19 protein-coding genes are annotated in these 20680 nt (G+C 43.2%); 13 read left to right on the top strand and 6 right to left on the bottom strand.

Annotated elements, in window-relative coordinates:
- Window positions 1–233: 233 nt before the first annotated feature.
- From ACSLBF_RS00745 to hemB, 11 genes are all read left to right on the top strand, one after another.
- The gene (locus tag ACSLBF_RS00745) at window positions 234–1235 is read left to right on the top strand and encodes a GGDEF domain-containing protein (RefSeq protein WP_440054740.1); all 1002 of its coding nucleotides are present in this window, start codon (window positions 234–236) and stop codon (window positions 1233–1235) included.
- A 154-nt stretch (window positions 1236–1389) separates the two neighbouring features.
- A complete protein-coding gene (ubiE, locus tag ACSLBF_RS00740; protein WP_440054739.1) occupies window positions 1390–2145 on the top strand; it encodes a bifunctional demethylmenaquinone methyltransferase/2-methoxy-6-polyprenyl-1,4-benzoquinol methylase UbiE in 756 nt (251 codons plus the stop codon).
- Window positions 2146–2154: 9 nt separating this feature from the next.
- Window positions 2155–2766, top strand: a complete 612-nt coding sequence (locus tag ACSLBF_RS00735; protein ID WP_440054738.1) for a ubiquinone biosynthesis accessory factor UbiJ — start codon at window positions 2155–2157, stop codon at window positions 2764–2766.
- Window position 2767: 1 nt separating this feature from the next.
- Window positions 2768–4372, top strand: coding sequence for a ubiquinone biosynthesis regulatory protein kinase UbiB (gene ubiB / locus ACSLBF_RS00730; protein ID WP_440054737.1), 1605 nt, complete (start codon window positions 2768–2770; stop codon window positions 4370–4372).
- 58 nt (window positions 4373–4430) lie between these two features.
- Window positions 4431–4664 (top strand): Sec-independent protein translocase subunit TatA, encoded by a 234-nt coding sequence (gene tatA / locus ACSLBF_RS00725; RefSeq protein WP_440054736.1) that lies wholly within the window; start codon window positions 4431–4433, stop codon window positions 4662–4664.
- Between the two features lie 26 nt (window positions 4665–4690).
- Window positions 4691–4978, top strand: coding sequence for a Sec-independent protein translocase protein TatB (tatB, locus tag ACSLBF_RS00720; RefSeq protein ID WP_440054735.1), 288 nt, complete (start codon window positions 4691–4693; stop codon window positions 4976–4978).
- 22 nt (window positions 4979–5000) lie between these two features.
- Window positions 5001–5744: a twin-arginine translocase subunit TatC gene (tatC, locus tag ACSLBF_RS00715; RefSeq protein WP_440054734.1), complete on the top strand. Its 744-nt coding sequence runs from the start codon at window positions 5001–5003 to the stop codon at window positions 5742–5744.
- Window positions 5741–6253: a hypothetical protein gene (locus ACSLBF_RS00710; protein WP_440054733.1), complete on the top strand. Its 513-nt coding sequence runs from the start codon at window positions 5741–5743 to the stop codon at window positions 6251–6253. The genes tatC and ACSLBF_RS00710 overlap by 4 nt, the downstream gene beginning before the upstream one ends.
- Complete coding sequence (locus ACSLBF_RS00705) at window positions 6253–7032, top strand: TatD family hydrolase (protein ID WP_440054732.1); 780 nt, start codon at window positions 6253–6255, stop codon at window positions 7030–7032. Before ACSLBF_RS00710 ends, ACSLBF_RS00705 begins: the two co-directional genes overlap by 1 nt.
- A 2-nt stretch (window positions 7033–7034) precedes the next feature.
- The gene (locus ACSLBF_RS00700; protein ID WP_440054731.1) at window positions 7035–8864 is read left to right on the top strand and encodes a diguanylate cyclase domain-containing protein; all 1830 of its coding nucleotides are present in this window, start codon (window positions 7035–7037) and stop codon (window positions 8862–8864) included.
- 1 nt (window position 8865) lies between these two features.
- Entirely contained in the window at window positions 8866–9876 is a 1011-nt protein-coding gene (hemB, locus tag ACSLBF_RS00695) for a porphobilinogen synthase (RefSeq protein WP_440054730.1), read from the top strand.
- A 59-nt stretch (window positions 9877–9935) separates the two neighbouring features.
- Here the strand turns inward: hemB and ACSLBF_RS00690 are convergent, their stop codons facing one another.
- From ACSLBF_RS00690 to ACSLBF_RS00670, 5 genes are all read right to left on the bottom strand, one after another.
- On the bottom strand, window positions 9936–10328 hold the full coding sequence (locus ACSLBF_RS00690; protein ID WP_440054729.1) for a hypothetical protein: 393 nt from the start codon (window positions 10326–10328) through the stop codon (window positions 9936–9938).
- A 485-nt stretch (window positions 10329–10813) separates the two neighbouring features.
- A complete protein-coding gene (locus ACSLBF_RS00685; RefSeq protein ID WP_440056170.1) occupies window positions 10814–11860 on the bottom strand; it encodes an OmpA family protein in 1047 nt (348 codons plus the stop codon).
- Between the two features lie 148 nt (window positions 11861–12008).
- Window positions 12009–13793, bottom strand: coding sequence for an ABC transporter ATP-binding protein (locus ACSLBF_RS00680; protein WP_440056169.1), 1785 nt, complete (start codon window positions 13791–13793; stop codon window positions 12009–12011).
- A gap of 4 nt (window positions 13794–13797) precedes the next feature.
- The gene (locus tag ACSLBF_RS00675) at window positions 13798–15237 is read right to left on the bottom strand and encodes a protein adenylyltransferase SelO family protein (protein WP_440054728.1); all 1440 of its coding nucleotides are present in this window, start codon (window positions 15235–15237) and stop codon (window positions 13798–13800) included.
- A 38-nt stretch (window positions 15238–15275) separates the two neighbouring features.
- Window positions 15276–15956: a DNA-3-methyladenine glycosylase I gene (locus tag ACSLBF_RS00670; RefSeq protein WP_440056167.1), complete on the bottom strand. Its 681-nt coding sequence runs from the start codon at window positions 15954–15956 to the stop codon at window positions 15276–15278.
- A gap of 199 nt (window positions 15957–16155) precedes the next feature.
- On the opposite strand from ACSLBF_RS00670, the gene ACSLBF_RS00665 reads away from it, so the two are divergent.
- On the top strand, window positions 16156–17370 hold the full coding sequence (locus ACSLBF_RS00665; RefSeq protein WP_440054727.1) for an isochorismate synthase: 1215 nt from the start codon (window positions 16156–16158) through the stop codon (window positions 17368–17370).
- Between the two features lie 60 nt (window positions 17371–17430).
- Here the strand turns inward: ACSLBF_RS00665 and ACSLBF_RS00660 are convergent, their stop codons facing one another.
- The gene (locus ACSLBF_RS00660; protein ID WP_440054726.1) at window positions 17431–19587 is read right to left on the bottom strand and encodes a TonB-dependent receptor domain-containing protein; all 2157 of its coding nucleotides are present in this window, start codon (window positions 19585–19587) and stop codon (window positions 17431–17433) included.
- A gap of 132 nt (window positions 19588–19719) precedes the next feature.
- Between ACSLBF_RS00660 and ACSLBF_RS00655 the strand changes: the two genes are divergently transcribed.
- Complete coding sequence (locus ACSLBF_RS00655) at window positions 19720–20679, top strand: helix-turn-helix transcriptional regulator (protein ID WP_440054725.1); 960 nt, start codon at window positions 19720–19722, stop codon at window positions 20677–20679.
- Window position 20680: the final 1 nt, after the last annotated feature.

The raw sequence follows: 20680 nt of genomic DNA, 5'->3' as shown, positions 1-20680 counted from the left end.
ATAGACTGACAATGCTAAAAACTGAACGCAAATCACACAAACTACGAAAAACAGCTTATAAAAAAGCCGATTAAACAAAAAAATGTAAATTTTCTATTTCAAACACCAACATTTTGCTTTTAAATTGGGACAAGAGCGATTAATGTAGCTTTAAACGAGTAGGACAGTTTGTACGCCCAAGGATATGTTGGTAGTTTGTAAACGTTTTATATTCCATTGTTGCGGTAACCTAAATGATGTTTCATGACTCTATGTCTATTGCCCAAGAAAAAATGACACAAGTTTGCCTGTTTTTAGAGCAACATCAGCTGCCGCCCACACCGATGAACTATCAGGTTGCGTATACGCACGTCAGTAAAGTCAATAAAGACTTAGACAACGCTATAGAAAGATTTATAAACAGCAAACAAAAAATCGATTGTATCTTTATGGAGCAGCTTTATTATCAATTTTTAGATAAAGGCCAACAGTTGCAAACAGATATAATCGATGGTGTTGACTCGGTGATGAACAAATTAGACGAGTCTACACAACGTTCACAGCAGCACATCGCCCAATTTGCTAATCAGGTTAGTCATTGTGTACACAGTTTAGATGCAAATAATGTCGAGAAAAGCAGACGAGCTCTTAATGCTCTAACCAAACATACCGAAACTCTCCTGCGTCAGCATAAGCAATACAAAGTTGACCTACTTCAGGTTCAACAGTTGCAAGAAAAGAATCAGCGTCTATTAAAACTGCTCCGTAAAGAGCATTTGTTAGACCCTCAAACTGGTTTATACAAGCGTCATTATCTGTCTAAAAAAGTTGAGCTATGGCAATCTCAGCAAAAATCCGTTTGTGCACTCTCTATTCAAGTTGAAAACTTAGATGAATTTATCTCCAAATTTGGCGACGTTGTAGGCGAGATCGTGCTTAATCGAGTAGCAAATAACATAAAGCGCTATGTTACCGAAAGTGGCTTTCCTGGTAGAACTGGTAAGCAAGAATTCACCGTACTACTGGCCGATGTCGATCTCGATACTGCGGAAATGATTGCTGAAAAAGTGAGAAAAGGAGTAGAAAAACTCAAGTTCGTCAGTGCTAAAGGAAAGCTACCGTTACCTCAAGTTACTATATCTCAAGGCATTGCTAAAATGCATGAAAGCCAAGGCTTTGACACGTTAGCTAAAAGGGCTGGCAGCGCAGCACAAAAAGCGTTATCCATGGGCACTTCTTGCTACATTGGGCATTAACAGTTAACTCGCTCTAAGTATCGCAGCCACGGTACCATCGGCTCCATTGACATATCTGCGCTGAAATCTAAGCTAATCGTTGCTAAGAAATTGCACCTACGTCCGCCAATCAAGTACACTAAGCACAATCAAGCTGAACTACGATGAGAAGCCAATGAAAGAGTCGCACGAGAACACTACCCACTTCGGTTATCAAACTGTCGCCACTGACGAGAAAGCATCCCTCGTTGCTGATGTTTTTCACTCCGTTGCTGCCAAATATGACGTTATGAACGACTTAATGTCGCTAGGTATACATCGCTTGTGGAAGCGTCAAACAATTGCTTGCTCGGGTGTAAGAAGCGGACACAAAGTACTCGACTTAGCCGGTGGAACTGGTGACTTAACAGCAAAGTTCAGCGATCTAGTCGGAGAAAAAGGACAAGTCATCCTAGGTGATATCAATGATTCAATGCTTAAAGTGGGCAGAGATAAACTGCGTGATTTAGGCTTAGTCAGTAATATCGAATACGTTCAAATGAACGCAGAAATGCTGCCCTTCCCGGATAATACCTTTGATGTCATCACCATCGCTTTCGGACTCCGCAACGTCACAGATAAAGATAAAGCCTTACGTTCTATGTACCGAGTGTTAAAGCCAGGTGGTCGCCTATTGATTCTTGAGTTTTCTAAAACAGATAACGAGATGCTATCTAAGCTATATGATCTCTACTCATTCACGTTACTTCCAGCAATGGGTAAGATAGTCGCCAACGACAGCGAATCCTACAAGTACCTTGCTGAGTCCATTCGTATGCACCCTGATCAGGAAACCCTAAAATCCATGATGGATGAAGCCGGATTCGAGCAAACCGATTACCAAAATATGACCGGTGGTATTGTTGCCTTACACCGTGGTTTCAAATTCTAGGAGTAAATTGTGCTCATTACCGCTGTTGCTGCGTTACTTGAAGGGACATTGAGACAAGCGCTGAAACTTGATCCTGCACTTCACGTTTCTCTAGAGCCTGTTGCTAATAAAATATTATGCATAGAAATTAGAGACTTAAATACGCACATGGCTTTCCAGTACAGTGCTCAACGTATGCACGTATTGGCGCCGTTTGATGGGCTGGCGGATTGCGCGATTAGTGCTGACTTAAATACCTTAACTCAACTAAAAGATCCGAGCTCACTGACAACGCTGATTCGCAGTAATAAGCTCGATTTAGAGGGTGATTTACATATTGCTCAGCACTACAGCAAAGCATTTGCCAATATTGATATTGACTGGGCCGAGCATTTTGCTGCGTATTTAGGCGACGGCCCTGCACAAGCCCTACTAGACAAACTTAACCGACTGACTGATAGAGCGAAGAAAGACACTGCGGTGTTGCAGGAAACATTTTCTTCGCTATTACAAGATGAGTTAAAAACCGCGCCTCATCCAAATGAGTTTATTAATTTCAAACAAGATCTTAGAGCACTAAACAGCGACCTAAATGCGATATCTGCTCGTATCGATACATTAACCACGCAAAAAGGAAAGTAGCTTGTCTTTACTTCGCTTGCACCAGATAACCAAAACCTTTCTTAATTACGGTCTTGATGAACTCTTACCTGACAGCAAAAAGCCGTGGTATGGAAAGCTTGTCCGTAGCAGCTTGTTCTGGATGCGTAACCAACATAAAGACAAGCCAACAGGCGCAAGATTACGTTTAGCCTTACAAAGCTTAGGCCCAGTATGGATCAAGTTTGGACAAATGCTATCAACACGTCGCGACTTGTTACCACACGAAGTAGCGCTAGAACTGGCGCTATTACAAGATAAAGTACCACCTTTTGACTCAGAACAAGCTCAAACACTGATAGAAAAAGCGCTAGAAATTGACAACATACATCAATATTTTATTGAATTCGAGCAAACTCCATTAGCTTCCGCTTCTATTGCGCAAGTACATGCAGCCAAACTACAAATTGCTGACGAAATAAAAGATGTGGTCATTAAAGTCATTCGTCCTGACATTGAAAAACAGATCCTCGCCGATCTATCACTGATGGAACGATTTGCCAAATTGGTCGCAAACTTGTTTAACGAAGGAAAACGATTACGTCCTGTAGAAGTGGTTCGTGAATACCGAAAAACCTTACTTGATGAATTAGATCTAATGCGCGAAGCCGCTAATGCTATTCAGCTGAGACGAAATTTCGAGGGCTCTGATTCTCTTTATATTCCAGAAGTATATAGCGACTTATCTCGTAAAAATGTACTGGTGATGGAGCGCATTTACGGTATCCCCGTATCTGACACCGACGCACTACTAGAGCAAGGCACTAATATGAAACTGCTGGCTGAACGCGGCGTAGAAGTGTTTTTCACCCAAGTGTTCAGAGACAGCTTTTTCCATGCAGATATGCATCCTGGAAATATTTTTGTGTCACGAGAAAATCCGCATAACCCCCAATATATAGGAATTGACTGCGGAATTGTCGGTACCCTAAACCGCGAGGATAAACGCTATTTAGCGGAGAATTTTATCGCATTTTTTAATCGCGATTATCGTCAGGTCGCACAATTACACGTCGATTCAGGTTGGGTACCTGCTGACACCTGTGTAGAAGAATTCGAATTTGCCATTCGCACTGTATGCGAGCCTATATTCAATAAACCACTGGCAGAAATATCATTCGGGCATGTGCTGGTGAATCTGTTTAACACCGCACGTCGGTTTAACATGGAAGTACAACCCCAGTTGGTATTGTTACAAAAAACACTGTTATATGTTGAAGGTTTAGGGCGCCAACTTTACCCTCAGTTAGACCTGTGGAAAACAGCAAAGCCATTTTTGGAGCAATGGGTGCAAGATCAAGTCGGCCCCATTGCCGTCGCGAAAAAGCTCTATGCAAACTTACCTTTTTGGGCTGAGAAAATGCCTGAACTGCCAGATTTGATTTATCAAAGTCTTAAACGCCCAGTACCTCATACTGTAACACAACAGCAATATAATTCAGCTAAACCTATTTTGTTAGGTATTGCTGCGAGCACATTTGCACTGCTGGCAGGGTTATGCTTTGTTGAAGAAAAGGCGGTTGCAAGTGGGCTTTTTGCATTTACCTCAATCGTGAGCTTTCTCTTTGCATGGCGTAAAACAGGGTGATTTTTTACCCACTCAGCGTATAATCACTAATTAGTAGTACTTAAATTTCGGAGATCCCATGGGTATTGGTGGAATTAGCATCTGGCAACTCTTAATTATTCTAGCAATCATCGTTCTTATTTTCGGCACGAAAAAGCTACGAGGTATTGGTAGTGACTTAGGTGGAGCGGTTAAAGGCTTTAAAAATGCAGTCTCTGAGTCTGATAACGATGAACCTGAGAAATTAAAAGACAATACGACCCACAGTTCTCAAAACGCGTCTGAAAAAGAACAACACAAAGACAAGGCTTAACTCTAATGGGCATGTGGGAGTTAGTAGTGGTTCTGATTGTCGGGTTGATAGTGCTTGGTCCCGAGCGATTACCCGTTGCCATCAGAACCGTATCTCGATGGATTAAAACCGTAAAGTCTGTCGCCAATTCGGTTAAAGCAGAAGTCAATGAAGAACTCAGAGTTCATGAGTTGCACCAAAACTTAAAAAAGGCCGAACAACAAGGCATGCAAGATCTTGATCCTAGTTTGCGCCAATCTGTAGAAGAATTGCAACAAGCAGCAGAGTCTGTCAGACATTCTTATAAATCTAGCAGCCCAGAAAACAAAAAATAACCTCTATACGAGTCTTAATTTCATGACCGAATCTGTTCAAAGTGGCTTTATTTCACACCTCGTCGAGCTTCGTAACCGTTTGATGAAAGCGTTGATAAGCATCTTGCTTATTTTTGTGGCATTAGTCTATTTTGCCAATGATATCTATGCCTTTGTAGCAGCCCCATTGGTTGAGAGCTTACCAAGTAACGCCAGCATGATCGCAACCGACGTAACAGCCCCTTTTTTCGCGCCATTTAAACTCACCCTCTTTGTCGCGTTATTTGCCGCCATTCCATTTATTTTACACCAAATCTGGGGGTTTATTGCTCCGGGCTTATATAAGCATGAGAAGCGCATGCTGATCCCTATTCTACTCTCTAGTGTTTTATTGTTTTACTCAGGAATCGCTTTTTGCTACTTCGTTGTCATGCCAATTATATTGAGCTTTTTTACCAGCGTGGGACCTGAAATGATGACGTTAAGCCCTGATATTAGTAGTTATTTAGGGTTTATCCTGAAACTGTTTTTTGCTTTCGGCGTGGCATTTGAAATTCCTGTTGCAATCATGCTGTTATGTTGGAGCGGCGCGACAACAACAACCAGCTTGAGGGAAAAGCGACCCTATATTGTGGTCGGCGCTTTTGTGGTTGCAATGTTTTTAACACCGCCAGACGTTTTGTCACAGACACTTCTCGCTTTACCTATGTTATTGTTATTTGAGCTGGGCTTGATCTTAGCCGCTTTTTACACAAAAAAACCAATTCAACAGGAATCAGAAAAATGAAAAAAATAATAGTAGCCACAGTTACGGTTGGCTTTTCTGTATTCAGCCATGCGCAATCAGTGAACGTTCAAGCCCTAGAGGTGTGTACATTAATCGACAATGATTTCAAAAGACTGCATTGTTTCGATAAAGTGATGGCCAACCAGCCAATTAGCCACTCTGATCTAAAGCAAGTGCCTGCAAATTCTAGTCAGCAGGCACAACATCATACCGCCCCAACTTCAGCAGTTCAGCGAAACGATACTACAAAAGATTTTGGTTTGGAAAACCGCAGTGACAAAACAGAAGCACTTGATAGCTTGGTAGCCACCATTTCAATGCTCAAAGATAATGGCCGAGGTACTCATACTTTCACCCTAGACAATGGCCAAATATGGAAACAAATCGGCTCAGATCGCTTTCCTGCTAGTAAAGGGGACAAAGTTGAAATTAACCGTGCTTCATTCGGCTCTTTTTTGATGAACAAAGTGGGCGCAAACAGAAGCATTCGAGTAAAAAGAGTCAATTAATGAGCGAGCTTATTGACGCCGGTGTCAATCTCACCAGCGCTCAGTTTGATGATGATTTAGAAGACGTTATTCAACGCGCTACGGATAGCGGCGTAGTCTCAATGCTCGCGATTGGCTGTGACATAGAAAGTAGTAAGCGTAGCTTACTGCTTGCCAACCGCTATAACTTGCTAACGACCGCTGGTATTCATCCTCATGACGCTAAAAGTGCACCCGAGAACTTTGTTGATCAACTGAAGCCGTTGCTAGATAAGCCCGAAGTCGTAGCCGTTGGAGAGTGCGGACTAGATTTTAATCGCGATTTTTCTCCACGCAGTGTTCAACAAGATATCTGCCAGCAGCAGCTTGAACTTGCAAACGCATTAAATATGCCAGTGTACCTACATGAACGAGAAGCACATAATGCCTTATTTACGTTACTAAAAGGCACGCATGTTTCGGGTTTGCTACACTGTTTTACTGGTAATAAAGAGGCGCTTAAAAATTACCTAGATTATGGCTTGAGTGTCGGGATTACAGGCTGGCTATGTGATGAACGCAGAGGTCTTGAGCTACAAGAGTTGGTCCGTTATCTTCCGTTAGAACGTATGCTATTGGAAACTGATGCGCCGTACTTAATCCCACGGAATATCCAGCCCAAACCCAAAACTCGTCGTAATGAGCCGGCTTATCTTCATTATATTGTCGCTAAAGTCGCCGAGTTAAAAGGCATCTCTGCGGAGCAGGTTATTCAGCAGACCACTCATAATTTCACTCAATTATTCGTTCGGCAGGGATAAAAATGCAGCGTTTTTTCCTGATCCTAGTATTGTTTTTTACACCCGCGAGTTCAGCCGTTGTCGAGATCAATGAACGCTTTGGCCATCTCAATGAATTTCAACTGGCATACAGTTTTTCAGAGCATGAGAACATCTCCCAATTACTCGATGCTGACACTCAATGGCAAACTCACAAAGCGCTGCCACTAGGCTTGCGAACGAATGATACGGCTATTTGGGTACGTTTTCCACTGCGCAATACCAGCAGTAGGGATCTGTCTATTTTGGTTAGCGTTGACAATAATTTGCTCGATTCTGTGACCGCATTCCATGTTGTGCCAGATCATCCCATTTTGAAAATTGGCATGGGCGATACCCTACCGTTGCTAAAACGACCAATAAAAAACGAATCGCTGATTATTCCATTAACACTCGCAGCGTATGGTGAATCAATGCTGTATCTGCGTATCAAACATCATGGTGTTGTCTACGCGCCTATAAGCATATGGCAGCCTAACGAGTACCTAAAATTCAAAAGCAAATTTAATTTGTTATATGGGATTTTAGCTGGTTTTGTATTAGCGCTAATGGTAACTAACCTTACCCTCTTTACGTTAAGCAAACAGCATTTCTTCCTTGTTGGTACCGCTTTTGTCGCCAGCGTTTGGTTGCTTAACGCGCATCTATATGGTTTTAGTTACCGCTACCTTTATGGTCAATGGCTTTGGCTACAACAACATGGACAGGGGTTATTAGCCACGCTTTCGACCTTATTATTGCTCTTTATTTCCAGACAAGCGCTCAAACTATCACTATCACAAAGCTATGCTCGTCTGCTGCAACTCAGCGTAGTCTGTGGACTGATATTGAGTATCGTGTTGCCAGTTAACCTTGTCAGTATTACCACTCTAGCGCTATGTACCCTTGTTTCAGCCATACTCTTTTATCTTGTGGCTCGTCACAGCCAGCAATATCGCGGTTTAGGGATCTGTATTGTACTCTTACAATCGCTCACGATTAGCTATCAATTGGTTGTCGAATTGGGTATTCAGCCAGGCAAGCTGTTAATTCAACCCGGCGTTTATTTGTTATATTTGCTACAGTGCACCGTGATTAGTTACTTACTTGCAAGAAGCTATATGGCGAAACGCGATAATGCATTAATGAAACAGCAGCAACGACTCGCTCATACGCAAGCAGAAGATGCACTACTTAAAGAAAAGCTCAAACTACAAGAGCAATCTCAGCAACTGCTTGAAAACAACATTGAAGAACGCACCTTCGAACTCCAAGTAACATTGCGTGAACTAGAAGAAAAAAACCGCGAGTTAGAAAAGCTCAATACGGAAGATCCATTAACTAAAGTCAAAAATCGCGGTTACTTCGATAAGCGCTTGCAAATGGAAGCAAGACGTTCTCGACGAGAACAAACTTGCCTAAGCTTAATCATTTTTGATATCGACCACTTTAAAAAAATTAATGATACCTATGGTCACCTCGCAGGCGATCATGCAATCTGTCAGTTTGCCAACCTCATCAAACAACACCTTCGTAGACCTTCTGACGAAATTTTCAGATATGGTGGTGAGGAGTTTATTATTTTACTGCCAAACACCTCATCTGAGGGGGCTTATGAGCTTGCAGAGCGGATCAGAATCTATACCGCCGAACAAACTTTGTCAGTTGGTGAGCAAAACATTAAATTTACCGCTAGCGCAGGTATTTATAGCGCCATAGTTAGCGATCCCAATACCCCAAGTATTTTTACCGACAACGCTGATAAAGCATTATATCAGGCCAAACAAAATGGCCGTGATCAAGTTGTCGTTTTCAACCCCGAACAGGAGATATAACGTGGCTCAGTCAGGTTTAGACCTATTCCCACTTACACGTATGCGCAGAATGCGCCGCGATGACTTTTCAAGACGCTTAATGAGTGAAAACGTTTTATCAGTCAATGACCTTATTTACCCAGTATTTGTGTTAGAGGGAGAAAACTGTCGCGAATCAATCCCCTCAATGCCAGGGATCGAGCGCCTTTCTATTGACCTACTAGTTGAAGAAGCAAAGCAACTGGTAAGCTTAGGCGTACCTGCGGTTGCTATCTTCCCGGTCACACCTGCTGAGCAAAAGTCACTGCTTGCGGAAGAAGCATACAACCCTGAAGGACTCGCGCAGCGCACCGTTCGAGCTTTAAAGGCAGCTTGTCCAGAGCTTGGTGTGATCACCGATGTCGCCTTAGATCCATTCACCGTACACGGTCAAGACGGCATTATTGACGAAGATGGCTATGTGCAGAATGAAGAAACCATTGAAGTGCTTGTCAAACAAGCGCTGTCTCACGCCGAAGCAGGCGCGGATATCGTTGCGCCATCAGACATGATGGATGGCCGCATTGGCGCTATTCGTGAAGCACTAGAAGAATGTGGCTTTATTCACACGCGTATCATGGCGTACTCTGCTAAATATGCCTCAAGCTATTATGGTCCATTTCGTGACGCCGTTGGTTCAGCCGGAAACCTAAAAGGCGCGGATAAAAAGACCTATCAGATGGATCCCGCAAATTCTGACGAAGCGTTGCGTGAAGTTGCCCTCGATTTACAAGAGGGTGCAGATATGGTCATGGTGAAACCGGGCATGCCTTATCTTGATGTAGTGAGACGCGTCAAAGACGAGTTTGGCGTACCAACCTTTGCCTATCAAGTTAGCGGTGAATATGCGATGCATAAAGCTGCGATAGAAAATGGCTGGCTAGCAGAAAAGCCTGTGGTAATGGAATCACTACTAGCCTTTAAACGCGCAGGGGCAGACGGCATTTTGACCTATTTTGCTAAACAAGCCGCTATTTGGCTAAATGAGAAGTAGCAGATAAAGAAAAAGGAGCACTTGTGCTCCTTTGATAACGCGCGTTTAAAAATAAAAATTTAATCAGAGAGCAATGTGCTTGCTCGCTGTTGTTGTTGGTCGGTAATAGACCAGCTATAAAATGTCTTACATTTACCATCAACTAAATGGACCCGTGGCACTTTAACCAACCCTAACGAAACCTGTTCAACTTTCACTACGTCTTCTTTTGCCAAATATCGGGTTCTACCCAACCATCTATAGCTTACCCCTGCTCTATCTACATGCAAAAAACGCTTGTGGGTTAAGCCCAAAATCAAAAACAATAATACAAATGCAGCCCCAGCCATTGCCAATACTTTCATTAAAGTCACAGCAACACCAACAGACATACCAACGCTATAAACAAAGAAAACAACACTAAATGCAACTACAAAGAACAACCAGTTGACATTTAAATCCAGGGTTTTCATTTCGGATCCTTATACAGCAGCTTAGACAAAACGCTTTCACCAACACTGAATGAAAAAGCATCATTATTGTTATTATCTAATGATAAAGTTCTTAAGTACCTAAATCAACAACTTTAAGGTGAACAAAATGAAAGCAAAAAGTTTCATTGGGTTACATTTATCCACATCTACAAACGCAGTGATTTAAAGTTAATTAAGCGCCATTAAAACAATAAATTACAAACATGAAAATTACATGGGATTACACAACTATCAGATTCTGATTGGTGACAGTGTAGGGAAAGTGGATAAAGTCGTCGCCAACCAGCAGACCTGGAATAATACCACAACAAGCAACAAAAATACTCAGCCAATAATTAGCAATTAACTTATGAATAAACCAAATGGATGCACCAACACATCACATACCAGAAATAAAAAATGCCAGCTCGAATTACAGGCTGGCATTGTTGTTAGTACGATTTCTCGTGAATTGAAATATGTTGCTATTTGCGTTTAACTTTTACTTTTTCAGATGCAATAGCCTGAGCTTCAACACGGCGGTTTTCGGCATGGGCCTCTAGTGTATTGGCTGTATTTTTAAGGCGCTCTTCGCCAAACCCGATGGTGGTAATGCGCGATGCGTCAATTCCCTTCTCCATCAATTGTTTTGCTACCGCTTTAGCACGACGCTCAGAAAGCCCTTGATTATATTCAGCATCGCCAACCGCTGAAGCATGACCTTCGAGTACGACATCTGACGCAGTGTGGGCCTTTAAGAATCGAGCCACTTCAGAAATGTCGTCCATATATTGCTTCGAGACTTTACTACCATCGTGAGCAAAACGGACAAGTAAAGTGACCGACTCTTCCTTCATCTCGTACAATGTACAACCTGACGCATCGACAGCGTCACTAATAGGCGTGTTTGCACACTTGTCTTCACCATCCATAATGCCATCTTTATCACTGTCTTGCGGCGCCTTCTTCACAGCTGGCGCAGGAGCAGCCTCTACAGGCGCCGTTTTTGCAGCTGAGCCAAATGAATAGTTCAACCCAAGCTTACCACCAACATCGGTATAGCTTGCTTCTAAGCCTTGATATACTGCGGCTTCGGCATTGACGAAAAAGTTTTCGGTAAAATAGTGACGATACCCAGCTCCTAAATTCACAAACGTATTATCGCTGATGACGTCTAAGTCCATTTTTTTAACCCCAGCAATCCCGTAAAAAGGACCACCGTCAAAATGATACAACGCATCTAAACCAAAACGCTTGCCATCAAGAGAGCCATTGCTGATACCTGACAAATCAAAGTCCATATCCGCATACTCAAAACGGCCAGTCCAGCTTTTATTGAAACGATAGCCTAACTCAGCACCCCAAGACGTAGAGTCTTCAACATTTAAACCCGCGAAATCTCGCACGTTTTGCCATTCTGCCTCGTATCTTTCACCGAATACGCCAACATGAAACCCTTCTGTTGGTTCACTTGCATGTGCACCTGCAACAGATGCCATCGCAACCAGTAAGCTCAAAGTTTTAATTTTCATCATTCCTTCCCATTTCTATTGTCGACAGTAACTTGTGCCGCTAAAGGCGAAGTCTAGCAGAAAAGTCACCGTTACGATTAAGTTGCCTCGATAATAGTAGTCATTCTCTTAATCTTTACTTAATGATAAAGCAGAATATTTTATTACCTTAATATCCTTCATTGCCATACAAGACCTGATAGAGGCCTTCTTCACCTAATAACTCGTTGTGCTTGCCTGATTGAGTGACCCGACCATCATCTAGCACATAAATGATGTCCGCTTGCTTTATCGCACTGAGACGGTGAGCAATTATTAACGTCGTTCTGCCAGCTAGAAAGGTTTTTAGGTTTCGATGGATACGTGCCTCGGTTTCAATGTCTAATGCGGACGTCGCCTCATCTAAAACCACCACTTTAGGATCAGACACGACCATTCTGGCAATTGCCAAACGTTGCTTTTGACCACCTGATAATCGAATTCCACTGCGGCCTACAATGGTATCAAGTTGGTCTGGCATATCTTCCACCGTATGTTGTAATTCTGCCACTTGCAGGGCTTGCCAAAGCTGCTCATCCGTCACCTCTGTGCCCATCGTAAGATTGTCGCGGATGCTGGCATTAAACAAAATAGGTTGCTGTAGAACTGTCGCGATATTTTCACGCACCTGTTCGTAACCGATCTGCTCAACAGGCACTTGATTGATTTTGATGTCTCCTGCTTGCTTTTGGTATAAGCCGAGTAATAGTTGTACCAAGGTCGACTTACCTCCGCCAGACACGGCAACAAGTGCCACTTTTTTTCCAGCAGGAATGGATAAAGACACTTTTTTAAGTACTGGCTGATTTTCTACATATTCAAAATCAACGTCACAAAAATCAATTGTGACTGCGTTATTCTCAAAAACCGGAACCGGACTCTGAGTTCTTGTTTCCGTTTCAAAAGCAAATACTTGATTTAATCGACCCAATGCGGCAGTTGCACCATAATACGAATACTGGATACCCAAAAGCTCCTGAATTGGTCCCATCATAAACCACATGTAACCAAACACAGCAAAGATCTGCCCAACGGTCAGATCTGAAAACACCACCATTAACATGGCAATAGCACGAAAAACTTCAAAACCCAGCAAAAACGCGGTAAAGCTTAACCGATTGACCGCATCGGTCTTCCATTGTGACTGAATCGCATAATGTTTAAGGTCTTTGGCCGCTCCTTTTACCGTGTCAAAGTAGCTCGACTCTCGGCGGATGGCTTTGAGCTGAGAGATAGCATCCAGTGTCTCAACCAGTGAAGTTTGCAATGCTTCGAACGCGGCATTTTCTTCTTTTTTCAGCTTCTTAACTTGTTTGCCAAAGCGATTTGCGAAGTAAATAACGGCAGGATTCAGAGTTAAAATAATTAACCCCAGCATCCAATCCAACCACAGCAAGATAATAGCGGTGCCAATAATGCTGAGCATACCAATTAAAAAGCGCGATAGGGTCTGACTAATAAACGAGTCTAGCGTTTCGACATCGGTAATACAGCGAGAGCTGATAGCAGCAGCCCCTTGCGTTTCATATTCCTTTAACTGAACCAACGGTAAGTGGTCTAGTAGTCGCTTTCGGATCTCGTAGCTAATATCTTTACCTATGATAGTAAACTGTCTCGCCTGCAAAACGCCCAACACCAAGGTTGCTAAACGCATCACAATAATTAGACCAAGAATGGTAAAAATATAGGCTGTTGGTCCATGCCAAGATTCAGGTAGCCACTGATCCATTAAAGCAACCGCCGTGCCCGGTTGCTGAAGTAATACTTCATCAATAATCAACGGCATCATCAATGGCACAGGCACACTAACAAGTGCTGCAAAAAATGCCACGATATGCGCGATGATCAGCGCTCGTTTGTGCGCCAAAATTTTGGTTTTCAGTTCTTGCCATGTTAAATCACTAGAGTGCGCCATTAGCTTAAGTCCCGCAAAATGTTTGATAGCCTTTGGCTGAAGTTGAGTACAACCAATTACTCGGATAGTTTTGATAATCATAAGGTGATTGCAGTGCATCAAGCCAGGGGGCCAATGTGTCACTTTCACCCTGCTGAATAAATCGTTCAATCTCAGCTTCAAGTAACGCATTTCTGGGTACCAGAATCGGGTTTGCGTTACGCATCAACTCGCCAGAAATCGTTTTGTCGACGCGCCGTTTAAGCCATTTCGAGCGCCAATCATTTAATACACTGGGTATGACTAATTCCCCATTGGGCTGGTCGAGTGTCAAATTAGTCAGTGCGGCGAAGGTATTGGTAAAGTCTAGCTGCTCTTTTTGCATTATATCCAGCAGCGACTGCAACAGCAGCTGATCCCCCTCATGCCAATTCTCTATACCAAGTTTTGCGGCCCACATAGTTTGATATTTAGCATGAAAGACATTATCAAAATCATTCAAAATTCCGCTAAAAACTTCCACTGCTTGCTGCTCGTCATCCCACAACACCAATAGCGCTTCCGCTAAACGCGCACAGTTCCACTTCATGATATTGGCTTGATTACCATAGGCGTATCGACCTTGCTGATCGATAGAACTAAATACGGTGTTGAAGTCAAACGCTTCCATCATGGCGCAAGGACCGTAATCAATGGTTTCACCGCTAAGTAAAATATTGTCTGTGTTCATCACGCCATGGATGAACCCAACTCTCAGCCACTCAACAACCAACCCTATCAAGCGTTCGCAAATCAAACGAAACAGTTCTGCGACCTGAGTTAACGTTTCAACTTTGAGATCATAAAAGCGCTCGCCCAGCTCATTTAACTGCGACCACATTTCTTGCGTTTGTTGTTGCATCGCTAAATACTGTATCGTGCCTATACGCACGTGACTTTGCGCTACTCGGCACACTACGGCTCCCGGCTGCTCCCCCTTTCTCAACACGGTCTCTCCAGTCGTCACAACCGATACACAACGTGTGGTCGGAATATTTAAGCTATCCATAGCTTGGCTCATCACAAACTCACGCACCGCCGGACCAATACCGCACAACCCATCACCACCTCGAGAAAACCGTGTGGCCCCAGAGCCTTTGAGTTGCAATTCGTACTGTTCGCTAGCGGATGATTTAATCCCCCCGATCAGATGTGCTCGGCCATCACCTAATGTTGGATTAAAATGACCAAATTGATGACCGGAATATGCCAAACTGGATGGAGCAATCGCTCCTAGTTTGCTCTGTCCGCTCAAAATCGACGCTAATGCTTGAGGGTCATACACATCTAGTGCTAATTGCTTTAATAATGCCTGATTAGTTAACAGCAACGACGGTTTAATAAACCGTTTGGGATGCTCAGAAAAACTCAGCGCTGAGTTTTCGTAAGGTTGAAAATATTTACTTTCTGCTTGTTGAGAAGACATGTTTAACCTTATCTATTTGAGTTGTTTACCTTTTTACGCTAGCGAACATTTTCACCGACACTCATGGACACAATTTGACTAAGTTCTTGTAAGCTAAGACCACTTTGTTGTTGTAGCTCGTTAAAGAAATGCTGTGCCGCGGTCAATGATTTTTTGCTCTGTAAACCACCCTCGATAATTTCTTCTGAGCGCAATACGGTTTCCACATCTTTGCTTAACAAAAACGTATCTTTGCCCATCATTCTTAATGCATAAGGACCCGTGTTCCCACCCAACCGATCACCGTGTTTCTTTAAATACAGCCACAAACCAACAATGTCGTTTTCTGGCCAATCAGCGATAAACTGGCTAAAGCTGCCATGCTGCTGTTGCACCTCGAAAATCATTTGGCAGTTATGCGCAATGCTTTTTACTTTTTTAGCATTACGAATAATACGTTCATCTTGGCTACGTTGTTCATACATTTCGGGTGACATCATCAATAACTTTTCAATAGAAAAGTCCCAAAATACTTCTCTAAAGCCCGGCCATTTATTATCAACTACTGACCAATAAAAGCCGCTTTGGAACACTTTGCGGGTAAATTCATCAAGCCACGCGTCATCGCTTAATGACAACAATTGTTTTGCTTCTAAGGGCTTTGTTAAACGCAGTGCTAATTGTGCTTCTCCACCCTTACGCTGTGCTGCACGCTGATAGATTTTTTCAAATAACGTCATCTTGTTTTTCTTCATAGCTCCCTGTTGCCTACAGGGTAACTGATCTCACCATTGGATGTGAGGCTTTTATTGAATTTCTTAGTGATTTTCAATAGCAAAAAAATAGATTCTTTCACACGGTAAAGACTAAATATTTACTCGCTGAATACGTCGATAAGTAAACAATTATGCGCAGATGTATTGGAAATGAGGACACATCATGTTAGACGAATTATCGGCTCTAAAATTAATCATCACGCCAGATACCCCATTTGATGCAAAACGGCATGCGCTGTTTGTATCTGGCGAACAATGTTATATCACTAAACAAATTCATAGTCGGTTTAAGGCGTCTATCGATAACAGTGAAGCACTTGTGGATAAAGTGAACTTTGCGCTTAATCAGTGCCAACAAGACAATGCAATCGCCTTTGGTATTTTACCTTTTTGTAAGTCACAACAAGCCGAGTTTATTGTTGCCGAGCAAGTTGGGCGGTACGACAAAACGTTGCTTAGCGATTGGCTTGCGCTGTCACAAAAGCATGCTGACATGCCAACACTACAGCACGCCTATCACCGTCAATCACAGACCCACTATGAAAATGCAATACGTAAAGCGAAATGCCTGTTTAGTAGTAAGCAACTGGATAAAATCGTGCTAGGCAAACAAGTCGATTTAACCTTTACAGACAAGCTTAAGCCAGAGTTAGTCCTTGCCAACTTACTACAACAGAGTAGAAGTGGGTTTCACTTTTCCTTTCCGACTGAGCAAGGCGCGACTCTGATGGGTGTAAGTCCAGAGCTACTGCTTAGAAAACAAGGAGACCAATTACTCAGTAATCCACTCGCAGGATCTGCCAAACGTACCAAAAATAGCGCTATTGAATTTCAACGTAAACAAGCCTTGATGAATTCTAAAAAAGACCGCTACGAACATGCTGTGGTATTGGTAGAAATGTCACAAGTCCTCAAACCTTGGTGTCACAAACTCACCATTCCAAGTGCTCCCTCATTACTAAGCACTGCCACCATGTGGCACCTTTCAACTGAGGTTGAAGCGCAACTGCACGATCCAAACACCCATGTTTTAGCGCTTGCCAATCGTTTGCACCCTACTCCAGCATTGTGCGGTAAACCCACCGCGGCGGCTTATCCATGGGTACAAAAATTGGAGGGAGAAAGCCGCGACTTTTTCTCTGGGATCGTTGGCTGGTGTGATAAACACGGCAATGGTGAATGGGTCGTTATTATTCGCAGTGGTGAAGTAAAGGATAATCACGCGAGGCTATTTGCTGGCGCAGGTATCGTCGCCGCTTCTAACCCAACCTCTGAGTGGTTAGAGACCGAAGCCAAGTTATCCACCATGCTCAATGCCCTATCTGCACGCCAACAGTATCAACAGCTCAAACAAGCGCCTTCGCTAGAAACCGCATAACGCTTTTCCAAGTCATAAAAAAAGCCCTGAAAAACAGGGCTTTTTATACACTGTTAGTGGTTAAAACTGATAAGAAACACTGGCTTTAATATTACGGCCCGGTTCGTAGTCCATTAGGAATAAACCTGCTTCACCTGCTAGCGGGTGATCCGTCACACCTGTTTTTGAAGACTGAGACGCATAGAACTCATCAAACAGGTTCTCTACACTTAAACGCAAGCTTAAGTTTTCAATGCTGTTTGGTTGCCAACTCGCTGACACGTCATGCACCGTGTAACCGTCTTTCGAGTTATCTTTTGTGGCGCCACCTAAGAACTTACCTGCAGGCACATCATCGACGACTTGCATTTCCCAGCTCACATTTACGTTATATTGTTCAAAGTAATAGCCAAGTTCAGCGGTGATCGAATCGCCTTGGGTACGCTCTAACTGATACTTGTCTAGGTCGATATATTGCTTATTCGCCTCTAAGTCACTCTCTGCTTTGGCATAAGTGAACTGAGCTGAGAATGCCCCTACATTGTAACCAGCATATACTTCATAACCCGTTAGCTGCATATCACCAACATTGGTTTTCCATGTATCCCACCATTTGGTCGCATTGGGACGTGTTGCACCATCATAGATGTAATTTTCGATGTTAGTGTCAAATAGTGTCGCGCCAAGGCGGATATCCGTCTCATTACCAAACTCGCGCTGAAATGCTAAAGACAGCTCGGTATTAACACCGGTTTCCGCTTTGATATTTGGGTTTTCTACGTCCTTTAACCCGGCACCCACAAACACTTCCCCAATCTCAGGGCCTTTGAACAGCTCTGTGCTGCTTAACTTAACCAAGAAATTGTCGGTCACTTGGTATTCAAGCGCCAAAGATAGTGAGAACTCAGAAAAATCATTATCGACCACTTTAGAGTCAATATCGTAACTGTCATGACGAACACCTGGGATCACCACGAAGCCGTTGGCAAACTCAATGCGGTCTTGTACAAAAAATGCTAGGTTCTTTGCAGTTTCTTCCGATTGAAGCGCGCCGCCATCTAACACCGCATTGGCATCAACGGTTTTTAGCACATAATCTGTATCATGTTTGATATAGTCCACACCATAAGTGAACGTATGTGATTCATCGGCAAACAGCGCATCCATGTTGGTTTCAGCCAGTACGTTAAAGCCCGAGTTCTTCGCTTCGCCCGTTACTAAACCTGCGCTACCATGATATCTCGCAGGCGCTTGCAGCCAGCCTTTTTCATCACGGTATAACTCACTGGTGTTTGAGAACAGACTTGCTTTTACGGAAGTCATGCCTAACTCAAGGTCGTAACTCAACGTCACGGTATCGCGAGTAAATTGCGTATCCCAGAGTAACGGTGTACCTAATCCATTGGTAAACACCATATCCGTAGCCAATCCCATGTCCGGACGATAGGCGTAGTTTCCTTCGTCTTCGTAGGCTTCATAGCTCAGCGCTAAGCGTTGGTTTTGGTCAATATTCCAGCCAAACTTAATTAAAGCATCAGACACATCGCCTTCTAAGCCTTTTACTTCGCCATTTGTACCTTCAATGACTTTGTCATTTTGGTCTAGGATTTTACCGCCGCCAACTTCGTAGTTGTCACGCTCAACGTGGTTGTAATAGGCAAGGAAATCGATGTCATCTGTCAGTAAACCAAATCCGGTCAAGGAATAGTTTCGACCGGCATTAGTTGCCGCGCCCGCGGAAACACGCACTGCATAACGGTCATCACCTTGCAATAGTTCACGCGCTTCTTTGGTTTCAAAACGTACCGCACCGCCTAAACCACCGTTAATCACCGAGTTGGTGCCGGTTTCAATATCTACTGATTTAAGAATGTCCGCATGGATCTGCAAGTTACCCATGTGGTGGTACATATAAGTATTTTGCGCCGCACCATCGATGGAGATTTTTAAATCTTTGTCATCCATGCTGCGAATGGTAATACGTTGGTTTAATGAGTGCGCACCGCCAACATCCACACCTGGAATTGAGCGTAGTAGATCGGAAACATGGTCTGCCTGTTTGTCTGCTATTTCCTGCTCTTTCAAATACAGCGCTGAGGTTTTTACCGCCGTTGACCAAACTTCTATCACTTCAATTTTGTCTGTATCTGCCAGTGCTGGGGCAGACATAATACCTGCGAGTGCAAATGCGACAGCAGAGCGGCGAAACCCAGTCTGCTCGGTGCGAGAAACCAACATATTTATCCCTTTAATTTAGATGTTAATACGAATCACTCGCAATATTATACATCTTTAGTTTTATTGCACTCTAAGTTTTAATTATGCAAAATCGTCTAACTGTTATGATTTTTGAAAATAAATGGCGCCTTCATGGATGGGAATATTTTAAGTACTCAGCTTCGCGATAACCTGCTGCTTTGTAGCGGACTGGATAGTCGTTTTATTGCAACCAGTCACAACAAGCCAATTGCCAGCGGGCGGTTGTCATTTATCTCATTAAGCGACGACTTGCAATTACATATTTGTGATTACATAGAGCAACAACAAGCGAGTAACTGTGCAGAGGTTTCTCCCAGTGTAAACATTACTTTGTTACTGGCAGGACAAGTTGAGTTTAGGGTAAACAGTAAATACTACCACTTCGACGCTCGCTTCGGTCCTGTGGCATTTGCCAATATTGTCGCACAGCAAGAGCCTTTTACCCGTTACTTTCAAACAGAACAACATGTCCATAAACTCACTCTAAGCGTGAGTAAATCTTGGCTTCAAGAACGATTGGATGGCCATTGTGAACAGCTATTTCAACTGAGCAAGGTACTGACACTGCCAGTCTCTTCCTCTTTGCTTTCCTTAGCAACGCAATTACAGCAAGTACCAATCTCGCCAAATCTAACTGAGCGGCTACGCTGTGAGGGACTCGCCATTCAGTGGCTTAGCTCGTTATTAACGGAGTTAATCGCCGACTCACATCACCATCAAGCGGCATATCGCCTTCCGCCCGATTCGGATATAGAAGCCAAAAAGAATAGGATTGTCGATCTGATGAACTCGGGTCATAGTATTGAGCAAGTAGCAAAGGAGCTGGCGATGAGTTTAAGTAGCTTGTCGCGATTTTTTAAACGTCATTTTGACACGACACCGAAACAATACATCAAACTGGCAAATCTTAACAAAGCGCGTCATGCCTTGTTAGTTGAGGGGTTATCGATTGGTGAAGCGGCCTACTTGGCGCATTATGATCATACCTCTAATTTTATTGCCGCGTTTAAAAAGCACTTTGGGATCACCCCAATGCAATTTGTCAAAATGCATCGAAGCGATCCCAATTAAA

This window comes from Pseudoalteromonas sp. T1lg65 (genome assembly GCF_051930985.1).
Taxonomy (GTDB): domain Bacteria; phylum Pseudomonadota; class Gammaproteobacteria; order Enterobacterales; family Alteromonadaceae; genus Pseudoalteromonas.
The sequence above is the reverse complement of the archived record's forward strand: the minus strand, read 5'-3'. Positions and strand labels throughout refer to the sequence as shown.

Excerpts from the sequence above, each read along its gene's own strand:
- ACSLBF_RS00660 (WP_440054726.1), bottom strand. The coding sequence starts at position 19,587 with ATGTTGGTTTCTCGCACCGAGCAGACTGGGTTTCGCCGCTCTGCTGTC.
- ACSLBF_RS00665 (WP_440054727.1), top strand. The coding sequence starts at position 16,156 with ATGTTAGACGAATTATCGGCTCTAAAATTAATCATCACGCCAGATACC.
- ACSLBF_RS00745 (WP_440054740.1), top strand. The coding sequence starts at position 234 with ATGATGTTTCATGACTCTATGTCTATTGCCCAAGAAAAAATGACACAA.
- ACSLBF_RS00690 (WP_440054729.1), bottom strand. The coding sequence starts at position 10,328 with ATGAAAACCCTGGATTTAAATGTCAACTGGTTGTTCTTTGTAGTTGCA.
- ACSLBF_RS00675 (WP_440054728.1), bottom strand. The coding sequence starts at position 15,237 with ATGTCTTCTCAACAAGCAGAAAGTAAATATTTTCAACCTTACGAAAAC.
- tatC (WP_440054734.1), top strand. The coding sequence starts at position 5,001 with ATGACCGAATCTGTTCAAAGTGGCTTTATTTCACACCTCGTCGAGCTT.
- ACSLBF_RS00710 (WP_440054733.1), top strand. The coding sequence starts at position 5,741 with ATGAAAAAAATAATAGTAGCCACAGTTACGGTTGGCTTTTCTGTATTC.
- ACSLBF_RS00705 (WP_440054732.1), top strand. The coding sequence starts at position 6,253 with ATGAGCGAGCTTATTGACGCCGGTGTCAATCTCACCAGCGCTCAGTTT.
- ACSLBF_RS00670 (WP_440056167.1), bottom strand. The coding sequence starts at position 15,956 with ATGACGTTATTTGAAAAAATCTATCAGCGTGCAGCACAGCGTAAGGGT.
- ACSLBF_RS00685 (WP_440056170.1), bottom strand. The coding sequence starts at position 11,860 with ATGAAAATTAAAACTTTGAGCTTACTGGTTGCGATGGCATCTGTTGCA.
- ACSLBF_RS00680 (WP_440056169.1), bottom strand. The coding sequence starts at position 13,793 with ATGGCGCACTCTAGTGATTTAACATGGCAAGAACTGAAAACCAAAATT.
- ubiE (WP_440054739.1), top strand. The coding sequence starts at position 1,390 with ATGAAAGAGTCGCACGAGAACACTACCCACTTCGGTTATCAAACTGTC.
- tatA (WP_440054736.1), top strand. The coding sequence starts at position 4,431 with ATGGGTATTGGTGGAATTAGCATCTGGCAACTCTTAATTATTCTAGCA.
- ACSLBF_RS00655 (WP_440054725.1), top strand. The coding sequence starts at position 19,720 with ATGGATGGGAATATTTTAAGTACTCAGCTTCGCGATAACCTGCTGCTT.
- ACSLBF_RS00700 (WP_440054731.1), top strand. The coding sequence starts at position 7,035 with ATGCAGCGTTTTTTCCTGATCCTAGTATTGTTTTTTACACCCGCGAGT.